The sequence below is a fragment of the Chryseobacterium sp. KCF3-3 genome, from assembly GCF_045865955.1.
In the GTDB taxonomy this organism is placed as follows: Bacteria; Bacteroidota; Bacteroidia; order Flavobacteriales; family Weeksellaceae; genus Chryseobacterium.
The window spans coordinates 4,070,540-4,087,356 of sequence record NZ_AP035792.1 but is presented as its reverse complement, the minus strand read 5'-3'; the positions used below and the strand labels follow the sequence as shown (position 1 = coordinate 4,087,356).

At 35.1% G+C, this 16,817-nt stretch carries 15 protein-coding genes and 2 tRNA genes; 4 read left to right on the top strand and 13 right to left on the bottom strand.

What is annotated here, in order from left to right; translation table 11 throughout:
* Positions 1-15: 15 nt before the first annotated feature.
* From ACKTTZ_RS18185 to ACKTTZ_RS18175, 3 genes are all read right to left on the bottom strand, one after another.
* Complete coding sequence (locus tag ACKTTZ_RS18185; protein ID WP_407846275.1) at positions 16-3,051, bottom strand: reprolysin-like metallopeptidase; 3,036 nt, start codon at positions 3,049-3,051, stop codon at positions 16-18.
* A 651-nt stretch (positions 3,052-3,702) separates the two neighbouring features.
* The gene (locus tag ACKTTZ_RS18180) at positions 3,703-5,124 is read right to left on the bottom strand and encodes a hypothetical protein (RefSeq protein WP_156106549.1); all 1,422 of its coding nucleotides are present in this window, start codon (positions 5,122-5,124) and stop codon (positions 3,703-3,705) included.
* A 171-nt stretch (positions 5,125-5,295) separates the two neighbouring features.
* Complete coding sequence (locus ACKTTZ_RS18175; protein WP_407846274.1) at positions 5,296-6,789, bottom strand: hypothetical protein; 1,494 nt, start codon at positions 6,787-6,789, stop codon at positions 5,296-5,298.
* Between the two features lie 401 nt (positions 6,790-7,190).
* On the opposite strand from ACKTTZ_RS18175, the gene ACKTTZ_RS18170 reads away from it, so the two are divergent.
* Positions 7,191-7,679 (top strand): GNAT family N-acetyltransferase, encoded by a 489-nt coding sequence (locus ACKTTZ_RS18170; protein ID WP_051934571.1) that lies wholly within the window; start codon positions 7,191-7,193, stop codon positions 7,677-7,679.
* Positions 7,680-7,837: 158 nt separating this feature from the next.
* Positions 7,838-8,704 carry an alpha/beta fold hydrolase gene (locus ACKTTZ_RS18165; protein ID WP_034698715.1) on the top strand — a complete coding sequence of 289 codons (867 nt, stop codon included), beginning with the start codon at positions 7,838-7,840 and terminating at the stop codon, positions 8,702-8,704.
* Between the two features lie 110 nt (positions 8,705-8,814).
* On the opposite strand, the gene ACKTTZ_RS18160 is transcribed toward ACKTTZ_RS18165, so the two are convergent.
* The 5 genes from ACKTTZ_RS18160 to ACKTTZ_RS18140 form a co-directional block, all read right to left on the bottom strand.
* Positions 8,815-8,887 (bottom strand) — tRNA-Lys (locus tag ACKTTZ_RS18160).
* Positions 8,888-9,176: 289 nt separating this feature from the next.
* Positions 9,177-10,103: an alpha/beta hydrolase gene (locus ACKTTZ_RS18155; RefSeq protein WP_407846273.1), complete on the bottom strand. Its 927-nt coding sequence runs from the start codon at positions 10,101-10,103 to the stop codon at positions 9,177-9,179.
* Positions 10,104-10,124: 21 nt separating this feature from the next.
* Positions 10,125-11,042 carry an alpha/beta hydrolase gene (locus ACKTTZ_RS18150; protein ID WP_407846272.1) on the bottom strand — a complete coding sequence of 306 codons (918 nt, stop codon included), beginning with the start codon at positions 11,040-11,042 and terminating at the stop codon, positions 10,125-10,127.
* Positions 11,043-11,224: 182 nt separating this feature from the next.
* Positions 11,225-12,088: an AraC family transcriptional regulator gene (locus ACKTTZ_RS18145; RefSeq protein WP_034698725.1), complete on the bottom strand. Its 864-nt coding sequence runs from the start codon at positions 12,086-12,088 to the stop codon at positions 11,225-11,227.
* 226 nt (positions 12,089-12,314) lie between these two features.
* Positions 12,315-12,387, bottom strand: a tRNA-Lys gene (locus ACKTTZ_RS18140).
* 328 nt (positions 12,388-12,715) lie between these two features.
* On the opposite strand from ACKTTZ_RS18140, the gene ACKTTZ_RS18135 reads away from it, so the two are divergent.
* Positions 12,716-12,877 carry a hypothetical protein gene (locus ACKTTZ_RS18135; protein WP_156106559.1) on the top strand — a complete coding sequence of 54 codons (162 nt, stop codon included), beginning with the start codon at positions 12,716-12,718 and terminating at the stop codon, positions 12,875-12,877.
* A gap of 137 nt (positions 12,878-13,014) precedes the next feature.
* Positions 13,015-13,236: a hypothetical protein gene (locus ACKTTZ_RS18130; protein ID WP_034698751.1), complete on the top strand. Its 222-nt coding sequence runs from the start codon at positions 13,015-13,017 to the stop codon at positions 13,234-13,236.
* 18 nt (positions 13,237-13,254) lie between these two features.
* On the opposite strand, the gene ACKTTZ_RS18125 is transcribed toward ACKTTZ_RS18130, so the two are convergent.
* The 5 genes from ACKTTZ_RS18125 to moaCB all read right to left on the bottom strand — a co-directional run bounded on the left by ACKTTZ_RS18125 (position 13,255) and on the right by moaCB (position 16,807).
* A complete protein-coding gene (locus tag ACKTTZ_RS18125; RefSeq protein WP_407846271.1) occupies positions 13,255-13,878 on the bottom strand; it encodes an ATP-binding cassette domain-containing protein in 624 nt (207 codons plus the stop codon).
* Positions 13,875-14,558, bottom strand: coding sequence for a molybdate ABC transporter permease subunit (gene modB, locus ACKTTZ_RS18120; protein WP_407846270.1), 684 nt, complete (start codon positions 14,556-14,558; stop codon positions 13,875-13,877). Before modB ends, ACKTTZ_RS18125 begins: the two co-directional genes overlap by 4 nt.
* Positions 14,558-15,358 carry a molybdate ABC transporter substrate-binding protein gene (modA, locus tag ACKTTZ_RS18115; RefSeq protein WP_407846269.1) on the bottom strand — a complete coding sequence of 267 codons (801 nt, stop codon included), beginning with the start codon at positions 15,356-15,358 and terminating at the stop codon, positions 14,558-14,560. Before modA ends, modB begins: the two co-directional genes overlap by 1 nt.
* A gap of 272 nt (positions 15,359-15,630) precedes the next feature.
* Entirely contained in the window at positions 15,631-15,855 is a 225-nt protein-coding gene (locus ACKTTZ_RS18110; RefSeq protein WP_407846268.1) for a hypothetical protein, read from the bottom strand.
* Between the two features lie 46 nt (positions 15,856-15,901).
* Positions 15,902-16,807 (bottom strand): bifunctional molybdenum cofactor biosynthesis protein MoaC/MoaB, encoded by a 906-nt coding sequence (moaCB, locus tag ACKTTZ_RS18105; RefSeq protein ID WP_407846267.1) that lies wholly within the window; start codon positions 16,805-16,807, stop codon positions 15,902-15,904.
* Positions 16,808-16,817: the final 10 nt, after the last annotated feature.

Below are 16,817 nucleotides of genomic sequence, written 5' to 3'. Positions count from 1 at the left end.
ATTCATTCGTGCTGTTTATTTTTTGATTAATTTGGTGTTGTAAGTGTTTTTCTCATCTTTTATGGTGATCACATACATTCCTTTTACAAGAGAAGCTACATTAATTTTTCCATCAATCTTACCTTCCTGAACAAGTCTTCCATCCGCACTGTAAATTTTGTAATCACCTTTACCTTTAAGGTTTTTCACTTCTACAAATGTATCTGCAGGGTTAGGATAAATTGAGACGTCTGATGATTTTGTATCTACGGTTTCTCTTACGGCAAGGTTAGCATTTTCAGAAATTTTCACTGAAAAATCTCTGAAAGATCCTACAGAAACAATTCCACCTCCATTTACAGGTACAGTAGGGCTTCCACAAGGTCCGCTGGCTGCGTTAAAGAAAGTACTTGCCACTCTCATTCTCAACAACTTATCACCAGAATAAGCGGTATCAGGTACTGTAAATGTTACACTTCCATCACGAAGATAAGCCTGAGCAGCGGCGACGTAGAAAGGAAGAGCCCCACTGGTAACTACTTTTTCTGAACTTTCGAAAACTCCGTTTCTGTTGTAGTCTATCCAGATTTCAAGCCAGTCATTATAATTTCCTCCAGCAAGGTTTCTAAAGCTGGCAGTATACTGAGTTCCTTTTGTTAAGTTAACCACTTTGGCAGCATCTTCACTAAAGTCAAGATAGGTTTTATAAACATCAAGGCCAGTATATACATAGGCAAGATTAGACAGGGTCAATCTTACAAGGCCACTATTAAAGTTTCCACCATTTCCTCCTGTAGTCATTAAACAATAATCTATGCCTGTTCTCAACCCTTTGGTTTTAAAAGCATAATTAGTTGAGAATGCCCCTGGAACACTATTTACAACAGCTGCTACCTGTACTTCATAATTGGTTTCATCTTCCAGATTCGACAACAACACAGAATTGGCTGTACTTGCTATATTCGACCAGCTTGCTGTACCCACTTTTCTGTAATTGACAGAGTAAGTAGCTCCTGGTACTTTATTCCATGATATTCTTGCCGTTGTTTTTAAAACTTCCGTATCTATAGCAGAAACTCCTGTTGGAGCATTAACAGTAGATGTAGGAGCAGCTCCTACTGTTACAGCCGGAGATACCGCATAGAAAATATTACCTAGTGCTGATATTCTTAATTTAACAGCACCGGTTACATTAGCCGGCATTTGTACAGCATAACTTCCTGTATTTGGAGTAGAAGCTACCAGATCCGTCCATGTAGTTCCGTTATTGGTTGTATAGTCTATTTTTACAGCAGCAACATTATAGGGAGCGTTATTGGTGTTTGCAGCATCCCATGTGATGGTATTGGATGCATCATTGTATAAAACGGATGTTGTTGTAAGACCACTGAATTTGAAAGGTCCGTCAGAACCCACTGTTATTACTGTCTCAGCAGTAGACGTCATTGGTCTCAATGCATTCTGATCTCTTACTGTTACTGCGTAATTCAATGTTCTTGGGATGTAGGAAACGGTTTCCCATACTTGTTTGTCTGTCAAAACACCATTTAATACAGTTTCCAGTTTAGGGAAATATCTTCTGCTGTTAGCTGTTCCAGGTAAAGATCTGGCTATTGCACCTTCTGCATTATAGCCCCAGCCACTGTCTCCTGAAATAGTATTCCTGTCTCCTACACTGTTGTACTGTTCCCATGTATAATTGACAAGATCACCTTCTGCGTCTGCTGCTACAGCATCCAGATAATAGGCTGTCCCTTTAGGAATGGAATAATTAGCAAGCGGTGTAATCACCGGAGCAGTATTGTTGATGATATCAGTAGCAACTCCGCATCCTATTTTAGATTCCAGATTATTTAATACCTGGGAGATCGATTTATAATGGAAATATCCATCCATATTTGCCTGAATATTATCTTGTGTAATACCGGGATACCCCATGATTGTTGTTCCTCCCCAAGGTTCTACATTAGCTCCTGAAGCTTCAGTTCTCATTGAGAACGTGTGGTTTGCACCCAACTGATGCCCCATCTCGTGCGCTGCCATTAAATCAAATACCTCTCCTATGGGATCAGGACTCATTGAGAAAGCAGATCCTTTTGCCAAAGAAGTATTTGTGGCAGGATTGGTACAAACAATTCCTATTCCTCCTGCATTTCCATTTCTGCTTTGTCCTGCATTGCGATGAAATACATGCCCGATATCATAGTTGGCATTTCCTACATCTGCTGTAAGTTTCTGTTGTAATTGTAAATTCAGTGACGGATCGGTTGAAACAGCCTGAGGTGTATAAAAATCAGTAGCAGGATCAGTATAAATAATTCCCGGAAGGTCCAGAACATTAAAATGAGCTCCGAAATCTCTCTCAAAAACTCCATTGATCCTCGTCATGGTATTATTAATAGCAGCTACTGCTCCAGCTACTGTTCCCCCGTGAAATTGTGTATACTCACCGGTGACAGCCATAGCCATTCTGAAAGTTCTATATTTGGTATTCGTGGGTCTGTTGGTAATTCCTACATTGGAAAGCATTTTTTTTCCATTTTCCACCAGCTTACCAATATCTTTAAGATCATGGTCTGTATCACATTCAAACCCATGCATATCTCCTTTTTCCTTGGTTTTATAAAACACTCCATAAGTCTGTTTATCAGCACTTATCGGTTCTATAAACTGGAATATACCATCTTTAATGATCATAGATTGCATATCATTGGGAGATGTACTGAATCTTACATACTTAGATGGATCATCTACGCCCACTCCTACATATGATCCAAGCTGATATCTTTCGGCCAGTGATACATCCATCACAGGATTGCTGTAAACAGCAAATTTTTCAATCTTTCCTTCTACAGTAGGTAAAGAAATAATAACCGGTCTTGTACTTTTCCCGGTCTCTTCAGCATTTCTCAGCATTTCTCGAAGAGATTTCAGATCCACTCTATAAGAATGTTGTACTGCTACTCCTTCTCTTATCTGTGAAGTTTTCTGAGAGACAGACTCCCATCTCTGAGCATTGAAAACCGTAAAACAAGATGCTAATGCACAAACGAATAAAGTTCTTTTTTTCATAGATTTATTTACAATTACTTTGGTTGTATGATTATAGGTTGCTTATTTCTTATCAAAAGATCATTATTGGAGTCTGATTAACATTACTTAAACATTATCATAAATTCAACAAAACAAAATCAATGATGAGAAATTCACAACAAATCACTTCACAAAACTTGCATATTCTAAATAAAAAACAAAAATAAATGATACTACACGTATACAGCAGCAACGACAATTAATTAATTATCAACCACTTACATTTAAAACCCAATTTTGTCTTGAATAGCTCTGTTTTTTATGAGTAAGTAGTATTAAAAATATCAACCTCAAAACGGATGAAAAACAATACTGAAAATCAGATAAAAAAGATGAATTAAAAAGAAGGATAATCAAAAACGTAGTCAAAAAAGGGAGACATCCCAAGAACTCTTGCTCTTTTTCAAAAATAAGTCAAAAAATTGACACAAAACTACAATGACTTAAATATCAGGTATTTAAAAACTCAAACACACCATGTAGTACCCGTGTAGTATAGTCTTTTTTCTTGTTTCCATTAAAAATTTTCATATTTGACCACTCTGAGACCACTAAAAAAACCGAGTGGTGAAAAGAGAATATTTCGAGTACTGTCTGACCTGATAAATCAGACAGTTTTTTTTTGGATTATTATAAGGTATCAAAGAAATGATAAATATCTGTTTCGCCCGGAATATTCAACTTTTTTCTGATCCTGTATTTTTTCTGCTGAATACTCCTATGCTGAACCATCGTATAATTTGCTATTTCTTTAGAAGTAAAATGAAGTTTAAGCATTGCACAAAAAATCAGCTCAGAATTTTCAAGATTTGGATTAATGGTTAAAAGCTGAGCGATGAACTCAGGATAAGTTTCTTTAAAACGATCCAGAAATTCAGGGTCATTCTTTTTACCGAGCTCTATAACTTCTTCCTGCTTATTATCATTCATTCTTATTTTCAGATTCTCAGCTTCTATAGCAAGAACTTTTTTCCGTTTTCCTAAAGCAAGAATAATTCTCCAGGCATATAATCCCAGCAGACAAAGACCAATAAACGACAGAGAAACAATCCAATAGATTTTACTTTTATGATGATTAGCATCCTGCTGGGCAACTGTAATAAACGATTCCATATCCTGATTGATAGTTGCCAGTAAAGAGGTATTGGTCCGGTAAAAAGCATCTGTATAGGCTTCCAAATAAAAATAGGCCTTTTCTTTATCACCAGTCCGTTCATATAACATTCTGAGATCATTATAGATATACTTACCATAATAAGCATAGACACGTTTTGTTTTATCATTGATTTTCAATGCTTTATTCAGCGCCTGTTCTGCCTTATCATATTCTTTATAATATAGAAAATATTCCCCCATGATGGTATTAGCATAAAGAGCTATTCCGTCCTCTTTACCTCTCATATTGGCTTTGTTGTAAGCCGTCGTTATATATTTATAGGCAGAATCCTTGTTTCTCCGTATATAAACATAATCACTGATAGCACAATCTGTAAGACCTGTACCATCCAGTTTTTTTGCTTTATGGAAATATTCAAGGGCCTTTCCATAGTCTTTTTTTTGAACAAGATAAATAGCCTGTCTGAAATAAATACTGAAAAGCAGATCGTTTTTAAGTTCTGACGGATCACTTTTCTTTATAAAGTTCATGGCTTCATTATTGTATTGAAAAGCTTTATCAAGCCTTCGAAGCTCTATATTGAAACGGCCATAGACGTTATAAAACCTGGCTTTGTGTATGTTGTCCTCCGAATCATTCAGAATCTCTTTTGCATTATCAAAGAGAATTTGTGACTTTTGAAAATTTTCAAGCGATATATTAAGTTCTGCCAGATTGATATAGCAGAGCGCCTTCCCATCTGCATAATTCATTTCATCGGCCTTTTTGTAATATCTTTTATTAAGATTAATCAATGAATCATATGCTCCGGCAATTCTGAACTTTTCATTCTGTTTCAGCAAAGCGGTGTCAAATTTCTTTTCAGCCTCTTTCTTTGAATGAGAATGGCACGAAACTAAAACAAAAAGTAAAACAGAAAGAAAAATACGCATCATGTGTTTCTCTAATTAAGCTAAATTCCTATATAAATTTATGATTTAACAATGATCTTCTTAAGATAACGATTTTGTATAATTATAAAATTTTCAATGGTTATTTCGGATGTGATCAACACTAAAATCTCTTCATAAAACAGAATCCTCCTGCTTTTATTGTGATATAATGCTTTATTCTGCTAAGTTTTCAAAAAAATCATAAATATCTGTTTCCCCTGGAATATTCAGTCTTTTTCTGATCCTGTATTTCTTTTGTTGAACAGATTTATGCTGTACAAAAGTATAATCTGCAATCTCTTTGGATGAAAAACGTAATTTCAGCATTGCACAGAAAGCCAGCTCTGAATTTTCAAGATCCGGATTAATCTCCAGAAGCGACTTAATAAATTCAGGGTAGTATTCTTTAAATTTCAACAAGAAAGAAGAATCATTCCTTTTAGCCAATTCAATCACTTCCTGTCGCTGCTTTGTCTGGACATGGTTTTTCAATGTATCGGTTTGTTCTTTTAAAGTATTTTTCTTCTTTTGTAACCTATTAATTATTTTCCGCACATATACCCCTGAAACGGTAAGTACTGTGATAGACAACGCGATAAACAAAGGAAGATCATTTTTATGCCAGTCTGATTCCTGCTTCATTTCTGAAATAAAATCTTCGGTAGCTTTATTCATAACGGCAAATCGTTCTGCATCAAACCTTCCCTCCTCTTCCATATATTTCTTCAGATAAAAATAAGCCTTACCTCCGTCATTTTTTTTCTTGTATAATTCTGCAAGTGCTTTGTAAACTTCTTTTATATGGGATGAATAGGTTCGTCTTGTCTTAATGTTGATCTCCAGGGCTTTTTTAAGGGCTTTTTCAGCCTGTCCACTATTATCAATTTCATTATAGTAATATCCCATTGTATAATAAACCCAAAGAGATTCCACATCCGTTGTTTTCTGGCTGATCATTTTTTCATCTGCTCTGGCAATGTATATACCCGCAGAATCAGGCTTATGGGTAAATAAATAATATTGTGCTACCATACAATTGGTATACGCCGAATTTTCCAGCATATTTGCTTTGGTAAAACATTTCAAAGAAGTTCCAAACCATCCTTTCCAAGCATAGTAAATTCCTTTGTTTACATAAAGTCTAGGCAGAAGTTTTTGGGTGAGTTTCGTTTTTTTTGCCTGTTTTAAATAATAAAATGCTTTGTTATTACATTCTATCGCCTTATCATTGAGTTTAAGGTGAGAATAATATAGGCTGTAATCATCATAGAAGACTGCTTTATGATAAGTATTTTCAGAATTGACCAGGTCTTTTTCGGCTTTATTGAAAAAAAATCGGGCCTTTTCATAATTTCCGGCGGAAACATTTACTCCTGCCATATTCAGATAGCAGAGTCCTTTTCCTCCTGTATATCGCATTTTGGCAGCTTTCTTCAGATATTCTTTATTAAGTTTGACAAAAGCTTCATATTCACCGGACAGCTGAAGTTCTGAACTTTCAGTCAATAGAGATATATCAAAGTTTTCTCTATCTGTATTTTGAGGTTCACTATGACATGAAAATATAACCAAAAATATTCCCATGCAGATTGTAAAGGCTATTATTTTCTTTATACCTTCTGAGTTTGTCTTTATATTTTTAAAGATGATTAAGTCAATTTTTCCCATCACCACTTTTCCCTATATATCTACATATCTACCTATTCACTTATTTACAAATAAGTTGATAATTTTCTACCGTTATTTAAATATTATTCCCCAATGAGTGTTATAAATATACATAATTTATCATGTTCCTTATGAAATAAACGAGTTATTTCGCAAAAATGTAACATTCAAATAAAGTAATGTAATATTCCCCCTTTAAACAAACACTTTTCAAAATTTACAGACTGCACTGATATGCTTTTCTGATCAAAAAAGGTATGTTTTGTTTATAATAAGACTATCTGAAATGAAAATTGTTACAAATAGATGAGATCGTTTTAAAATTTTAATCCATTATTTAAAATGCAGGCTGTATAAAAATGATCTTAATATTGTATATTTAAATGAAAAACCTGATTAGCATGAATATTATTAGCTATCGAAAACTTCTTTCCGAAGAAAGTAAAGCATACCGAGCAATCCGTCTGGAAAGTCTGGAGCAGTTCCCGGAATCATTTGGAGCCAACTATCATGAAGCTCTGAAAATTGAAAAATTTCAAATAGAAAGCGATATTGAAGAACAGAGTTTTGGAAGATTTGTATTGGGTGCCTACGCAGATGATCTGCTTATAGGCATATGTACTTTTGTTAAAAGTGACGAAAACACCGGTACTATTTACCAAATGTATGTAAAAAAGGAATTTCAAGGAAAGAATATAGGTCAGGGATTGATTGAAGCTGTTATTCATGAAGCAGGCAGACGATTTAATGATATTGAAATTTTTTTAGAAGTTGCACCGGGAAATGATAAAGCTTACAATTTATACAGAAAGACCGGATTTTTGGAAGTAGAAAACACTTCTGCCCACGATATCAGCAATTGTATTATGATGAAATATATACCTGAATAAAAATTGAATACCCCTCAACAAAATCCTGATGTAGAAACCTAGTACTGCATAGTTAAATATTATAATGGAATCAGGCTATTTACTAAATTTAACAACGAAAAAAGGATACAGCTATCTACCATACAATGTATCATTAATTTTTTAAGTTAAATTAAAACATGAAAACGGAAAATTTTGAAACAATATGTGATGATGGTGTAAAGCTTAAAGGTGTACTTCTTATTCCGGATCATCCAAAAGCAGTGATTCAGTTTAACTGTGGCACCGGAACAAAAAAAGAATTCTATTTGTCTTTCCTCTCCTATCTTGCTGAAAATGATTTTCTGTGCTGTCTTTGGGATTACAGAGGAAGCGGAGATTCTTTTTCCGGAAATCTGAAAACCTGTGAGTTTACCTTTTCAGATTATGGAGTAAAGGATATGCCTGCCATCAAAGATTTTTTAAATAAAAAGTTTCCCGATCTTCCGTTTATGATTGTAGGGCACAGTGCCGGTGGGCAGCAAATCGGATTTATGAAAAACCTGGACAATGTAAAGGGAATGATCAATTTTGCTGTATCTGCAGGCTATTATATGAACATGCCGTTCTCATACAGAATGAAGGCCTATTTTTATTTTTATATGTTTGCTCCCATAAGTGTTCTGATGACAGGATATGTAAAAGCCAAAACCTTTGGATTAATGGAAAACCTGCCCAAAAATGTAGTATATGAGTGGCGAAACTGGCTTGAAAAGAAAGATTATTTTTTCGATGCTCAATTTTACGGCACCACTGTCCCTATAGGGCATTTCAAGAATTATACATTCCCCATTCATCTATTCTGGACTACTGATGATACCATTTCAAGCCAGAAAAACACCGAAACATATTGGCAGCACATTGACAGTAAAGAAGATATCACTTTCACAAAACTGATTCCTTCGGAATTAGGATTAAAAAAAATTGACCACTTTGGTTTTTTCAAAAAAAATATGAAAGACAGGCTTTGGATACATGTCGTAGAGAAACTCAATCATTTTATTTAAACATGTAATTCTGAATGTATTCATCTCAACTTGTATTGATATCACAAAATTAAAATCTCAGTATAAAGAAAAACGGACAAACCATTATAAAATAGTTTGTCCGTTTATTGTGACCCGGCTGGGATTCGAACCCAGGACCCATACATTAAAAGTGTATTGCTCTACCAGCTGAGCTACCGAGTCGGCCACTTACTTTTTTAAGTAAATCCCTTTGTTTAAGGGACTGCAAAGATAGAAACTTTTTCTTTATTTACAATACTTTCGCAAAATTTCAAGAACTGAATTTCGTTAACTTTTACAAAATCAGAGACAAAAATTTTACTGCTTCTGCCACAGATATAAATTTTAAATTTCAAATCTTCTACAACGGATCAAAAATAGACTATCAATAAAAAAGGATTATTCTATTGAACAATCCTTTTTATCATAAAAACCAGAGACCCTGTTAAAGCTACTTTCTTTCCTAAAATTCTTATAAATTTTCTTTGAAAAAAGGAACAACTTTTTCCAATGCCTGTCTTACCGGCTCAGGCTGGTCGTAAAGATCATAATGGGAAAAGCCTTTTATAACCAATAATTCTTTTTTCTTAGCTGCAGCACGGCGAATAATTTCGTATCCGTCTCTATATGCTCCGAATCCTCCCGGTTTATCTCCTACCACTACCAGAATGGGTTGTGTTAATAAGGTTTCAGCAAGATAAAATGCATCCCAGCCAATTCCTATGCCTAAGCGTGAATATACAGCACTTGTGGCTCCTCCAACAGTCTGCCCTCTTGAAGTTTTATAATAATCCGTAGCCTCCAGTACATCTATATCTTCAATCCCCGCAGCTTTACCCGCTTCTACACTTTCAGGCAGCATATTGATAGTCAACAAATCACCTCCTTTGGCTTCAGAACTTCTTTGTGCAGCTATCTGGTCCAGGACTTCCATAGGGCTTCCGCCTGCAAAACCGTCACGTAAAAGACGTCCGAAGTTTACTCCGGTAATGGAAACTACTGCTTTAATACGGCGTTCAGTCATAGCAATATTCAAAGAATACGCACCTCCTCCACAAACTCCCAATATCCCGATTTTTTCAGCATCTACATAAGGTAGAGTTTCCAGATAGTCAATGGCATAACGAACGTCGTCTGTACGCTGGTATGGATTTTCAATATATCTGGGTGTTCCTCCACTTTCTCCCTGAAAAGAAGCATCAAATACCAGCACAACAAACCCTGCTTCTGCTAATGCTTTACCATAAACATTTCCTGCAGTCTGTTCTTTGCAGCTTCCAATAGGATGCATGGAAATAATGGTTGGATATTTTTTATTCTGATTGAAATCGGTTGGAAAATGCAAAATCCCAGCATTGTCCCAAGCTACATTTTTAAATGTTATTTTTTGTGTATTCATTGTGATTAAATTGGGTAATATTTATAATTTTTCAGAAAAGAAAGTTACCAGCTGATCAACAGCCTCATTTACATTATTTTCTCTGTCGTACAATGACATATGGTTTGCTCCTTCTATGATATATTTTTTCTTATCTGAAGTTGCTGCAATCTTTAAAAGATCATCACTCATCCAAGCACTTCCTGCCACACTTCCTATAATTGCCAGCAGAGGTTGTGTGAAGAATGATTCTGCTTTATTGTAAGCATCATAGGTAATAATCTGGGTAAGGCTTCTTAATGTTGCCCATCCCGGAGCTGTAGGATATTGGCAGCGGTCTGTATGATAATATTCCCATGCTTCCCGCAATTCTTCGTTAGGAGCATCTTCTTCTTTCATAGGCGCTAAAGGCATAGTCTGCAGTCCTTCTTTTGCATCATTGGTTCTTGCACCGGCTCCTGCCATAAGATATGGCATTGCATCTGCATCTTTTATATTATTTTCCCAGCCATTACGAAACATGGAACCAATATTTACAGCGCTTACCATTCCAACAGCTTTAATTCTGTGATCGTTAATGGCTGCATTTGCAGTATATCCAGCACCGGCACAGATACCCATCGCTCCTATTCTTTCTGCATCTACATAAGAAATAGTGGTCAGATAATCTATTACTGCACTTATATCCTCCGTTCTGATATAAGGATTTTCCAGCTGGCGTGGTTCACCTGTACTTTCACCCTGATAAGAAGCATCATAAGCAATAGTGAGCCACCCTTTTTCTGCCAGTTTCTTTGCATATAATCCGGCTGCCTGTTCTTTTACACCACCACCAGGATGGGAAACTACTATTACCGGATACTTTTTATTTTCATCAAATCCTTCAGGGAAATTGACAATTGCTGATAAAGTAATATCCTGTCCGTTTCCATTTTTAATACTGATTTTCTTTTGTAACATGATCTTATTTTTTAAATTAAAACATTTGTTATTTTGATAGAACAAAGTTACCATGAGCACCTGCTCAGATACGTAGACAGATTACTCTAAAACGGAGACTTTTTACAGTTTGTAATTTTTCTCCAATAAAAAAAGCAACCTCAAAGGCTGCTTAATATGTGAATAATTCAGATGTTTTATGGCTACATTCCTCGGAACACTTTTGGAGACATACCGGTTTTTTTACGGAAAAATCTCGCAAAATAATTAGGATAATCAAACCCCAGACTGTAAGAAATTTCACTGATGGAAAGTGACGTGTTTTTAAGCTTGTCTTTTGCCTGTTTTAATACAAAATTATGAATATGCTCTATAGGTGATTCGCCGGTAAAATGCTTGATCAGATCTCCAAAATAATTAGCAGACAGGTTGGCCTTCTGTGCAAAAAATGCAACAGACGGAAGACCTGAAACTTCTTCTTTCTGACTGAAATACTGTTTCAGGTTTTCATAAAAATTTTCAATTACCGAATCATAAATACTGCTTCTTGAATCAAACTGTCTGTCGTAAAACACTTGTGTATAAGACAAGATCAAGGTAATATAAGACAGGATAATATCTCTGGAATAATTTTCTTTTTGGAATTCATTATATGCCTTTTTATAAAGATCCCACAGGATTTCCTCCTCTTCTTTTGTAAGAAACAAAGCCTCATGGTTATTGTAGTGGGGGAAATTATATTCTTTTGCCAGCTTATTGATATATTTGGCGCTTACCAGAATATTATAACCGGACTCAGGAGTATTAATATCCCAATCCAGATTATTCTGCGGACAATCAACATACATAAAGGATTTTGCCTGATCTTCCAAAAAATCGGTTTTCTTAAAGTTCTTTTCCAAAGGAGGTTTTATAGCCAGCAAATAGAAATCTATGGTAACAAGATCAGATTTCAACCTTATATTTTGCTCGTTTTCAAAATTGATGATAAGCAAATCTTCATTTTTAGGTTGAGCAACGTTCAGATATGATGCAAATTCTTTTATATTAAATATTTTATTAGCCATTGCTTCAGAAATAATGTGTATACAAAAGTAGTTTCTTTATCTGCTAACATAAGGATACATTTTAAGGTAAAAAAGAAATATTTTACTGATTTTCAAAGACGAGTGCTTCATAATCTTCATCTTATTTATCGATAGTATAAAATAAGGCTATCAGAATGACGAAAATTAAAAATATTACATGGAAGAGAATAAAAAAAGCTTCAACGTGCGTTGAAGCTTTTTCAAGTGACCCGGCTGGGATTCGAACCCAGGACCCATACATTAAAAGTGTATTGCTCTACCAGCTGAGCTACCGAGTCGGCCACTTACTTTTTTAAGTAAATCCCTTTATTTAAGGGACTGCAAAGATAGAAACTTTTTCTTTATTTACAATACTTTCCGGACATTTTATGCCGGTGATTCTGCTAACTTTTACAAAATCAGACATAAAAATTTTACACACCTTAGGAGGTTCTTAATGTAAATTTCAAAAATGAGCCAAAAAGACTTCCGTTGAAAAATTGAAAACAGCAGTGAATCCCTTTGCTACTCGCAGGCGATCAGTAAATCAATTTTATTTTCTTAAAATTTGAAACAGCCTTAATATCAATAATTTGTTTTTCTCAAAAAAAATCACTATATTGATATATGAAAAAAAATGAACGTCAGGATAATATAACACACGCTGGCAAAATTAACGAACGAACAAAAGCATTGGAAGTCCTTGAAAAAGCGAAAAAAGTACAAGGAAAAATTACATTTCTCCGTCAGGGAGTCGGGAGAAACTTTAAGCCCAAAAATGAGGAGTAAAGAAATAGCTGAATTTCAATTGCAAAAAGTACGAGTAGAATCAACTGGTCCGTTAATTTAAATAATCGGCCATTTTGAAACATTATAGCAAACACTATAAATAAAAAGACCTGCAAAAATAATTTGCAGGTTTTTTAATGCTTTTTGATGCTTTTCAGGATATATACGAAAGCCTTGAAAGAAAAGGAGTTCTAACTTCATGTCTTTTAGGTCTTAAAATCTGCAGCAGCAAAAATCCCTGTCCTATTCATGATTTGGCTGTTGCAGTGAAAGAAAAGGTTAAAATAATTTTCGAGTATAAAATTAAAGATTTAAAAGATCTCGGAAGTGTAATGAAAATGATGGAATATCCCGGTTAAGCTCATTGGTTTAAAAAATCATCTGATAACCAGTTTTTTATGAGCATAATCTTCAAATTCATTTTCGTTATGACTGATCACAAAAAAGGTTGATCCCTGGTTGATAGAGGTTTTCACGATCTCTTCTTTCATTATCTTCCTCATTGAAGGATCAACAGCAGAAAAAGGTTCGTCTAAGAGGGCAATCCTGGCATTCTGAACCAATGTTCTTGCCAGCGCAACTCTTTGCTGCTGGCCACCGGAAAGCCTGGAAGGAACTGCATTTTTCAGATTTTCCAGATTAAATATTTTCAAAACATGATTAATAATCTCTTCATTCTTTTTTTTCTGCGCAAATTCAATATTTTTCTTTACAGTCATGTTGGGAAACAAAGCATAGTTCTGAAACATCAATGCAATATCACGTTTTTGAGGTGACAGAAAGATTTTGCCTTTTGTATCCGTTAAAACCGTATTATTTACTGTAATGAGTCCGGAATCCGGAGTAATTAATCCTGATACAATTTTAAAAAAAGTAGTTTTTCCAATTCCCGAATCTCCGGAAACATGTATAATACTTCCCGCTTCAAGCTGCTCATTAATCTCAAGAAACTGATTTCCTGAGGAGGTAAAAATCTGGTGCTTTATATAAATATCAATCATCGGAATGTTGTTATATTAACTTTACGGTTGATACTATAAATCAGTACCAAAGTAAGAAATGAAAGAATAAAAAGTACAAATGCATATCGGTTTGCCGCTTCAAAATTAAGCGCCTGAACCTGGTCATATATTGCAACGGATGCAATTCTGGTTTCTTTAGGAATGTTTCCGCCCACCATAATTACAATACCAAATTCTCCAATACAGTGTGCAAATGTAAGAGCAATTCCGGTAATCATGGAAGTTTTTATGTTGGGAAGAAGAACTTTAATCAGCGTAACTATTTTGGATTTACCCATCGTATAGGAAGCCTGCCTCAACTCATCCGATAATGAAGAAAAACCGTTCTGTAAAGGCTGAATCATAAATGGTAAGTTGGCGATGAGGCTTGCAAGAACAATTCCGTTGAAAGAAAAGGCAAGCCGGACATCAAAATACTGCTCTAAAAATTGTCCAAAAGTATTGTCAGGACTGAAAGCCACCAGAAGGTAATACCCCATCACCGTTGGTGGCAAAACCATAGGCATACAAATGAGTGCTTCTGCTATAAATTTTAATCTAAACCGTGAATATGTAATCCAGTAAGCAACAGGGATTCCAATGATGATTAAAATAATAGTTGTCACCAATGCCAATTTTCCGGTGAGAAGTAAAGTATATATAAAATCCTGATCTAGCATTAGAATTCAATTACAGGTTTGTAACCATATTTTTTCCAGATTTTTATTGATTTTTCACTTTTAATAAAATCGAAAAAAAGCTGTGCTTCCGTTGTTGTTTTTCCTTTAAGAATAATACCGCTTTGCGGAATTGGTGATGATTCCTGTTCTGAAAGCTCATAAAATTTTCCTTTTCCTTTCATTTCTTTTCCCACTACGTTGGAAAGAGCAACAAAGGCAATATCAGCATTACCGGAAGAGGCAAATTGTGCTGCCTGATTAATATTTTCTGCCCAGACGATTTTATGTTCAATCGCCGCATATAAACCTGATTTTTTCAAAGCTTCAACAGCATTTTTGCCGTATGGAGCAAATTGCGGATTGGCAACGGCTATTTTTTTAACCTTCGGATTTAATACCAGCTTCAGACCTTCGGAAACGTCCAAATTCGAGCTCCACAAAGCAATTCTTCCGTAAGTGTAGACCGAAGAATTACCGAAAGTTTTATTGTTACTTTTAAGCTTTTCAGGAAATGAAGAATCTGCTGAAAGAAACAGATCGAAAGGTGCTCCATTTATAATTTGCTGAACAAGTAATCCTGAAGATGCAAAGCTTATTTCAACTTTTCTACCATAATTTTCTTGTATATAAGCTTCCTTGAATTCTTCTAAAACATCTCTGAGGTTGGCAGCAGCAGCAATAGAAATCCCAGAGGTTTCATTGCTTTTTTGACTTCCTGATTGCTTTTCTTTGCAACTGACAACAACAAGGAAAATTAAAAATATACTTAATACAAATTTTAACTGAGTCAATTTATTCATAACATTTACTGCATAAAAGAAAGATGTAAAATTATTATCTGGAACTTGTTTAAACTTATCAAAAAACATTGGATATTTATTAAAACCATTAAGAATGATTTAAGAAATAAAGTATAGTTAAGATGAATCATTCTGATTTTAAGCTAAAGCGAAGCTTATCTTAATACTCTTAACACCTTAATACTGTCTTAATGGTTCAAAAACAAAAGTTTAAACAAATTGCTGATTAAAAAATAAGGTTTTCTAATCAATCAAAGTATGACAAAACAAGATTACTTTAGCTTTTCCAATGTTTTACATTTTTCTTTATCACCGGTTTTTATGACAGAAATATCAATATATTTCACGACTCCGCCACTTGATGACTCAAATTGTTTTGCCTTTTTATCTGCATATTCATGGGTGTAGCCAATTCCCATAACGACTTTATGTCCGTTACACTCTCCCATGGCTAAAAACAGATATTCTCCTAATGTAGATTGGATATTGATGCTCATTTTTTAAATATTTAGATTGTTTATTGTATTGATTAAGCTCCGTTTTTTAATGCTGAGCTCCTTTCACTATTTTATAGATATGAAGAATTCCCGGAAATATGGCGTCCATTGATTCCTCTGCTCCTTTTGTAGAGCCGGGAAGTGCAATGACAAGGGTATCACCAATCATACCCGCCAGACTTCTGGAAAGCATTGAATAAGGAGTCCGCAGCTGTCCGTAGCTTCTTATAGCTTCTGCAACACCGGGGATTTCCCGCTCCAGGAGAGGACGAACAGCTTCAGGAGTTACATCCCGTTTTGAAAGTCCGGTTCCTCCGGTGATAATGATAAGCCTTGTCCCCTGCTCTACATCTGATTTTATTTTTTCCTGAATTTCCTTGATTTCATCAGGGATAACAACATAATCATTGATATCTACATGATGTTTTTCCAGAGCCGCAATAATCGCTTTTCCTGCTTTATCTTCTTTTTTTTCGGCAAAAATGCTATCTGAACAAACAATTACAGATGCATCAATACCTTCTCCTGAATCTTTACTATCTGATTTTCCTCCTTTTTTCTCGATCAGTTTAATATTTTTGATTTCGATATTTTTATCAATCGGTTTCAGCATATCATACATGGTGAGTGCTACTACAGAAGCAGAGTGCATGGCCTCCACTTCTACTCCGGTCTTGTAAATGGTATGAATTTCCGAGGTGACATGAATATCGAGATCTCTGATTTCAAACTGAATTGAGGTATATTCTACCGGAAGCGGATGGCAGTCCGGAATAACATCGCTTGTTTTTTTGGCAGCAAATAATCCTGCAGTCTTTGACATCTCAAATACATTTCCTTTCGGAACTTTATGATTTACAATCGCATCGATCGTATCCTGTGAGCTTACGCTTACTATAGCTTCTGCAATAGCTTTTCTGAGGGTACTGTTTTTATGAGTGATATTGACCATTTTTTGTATT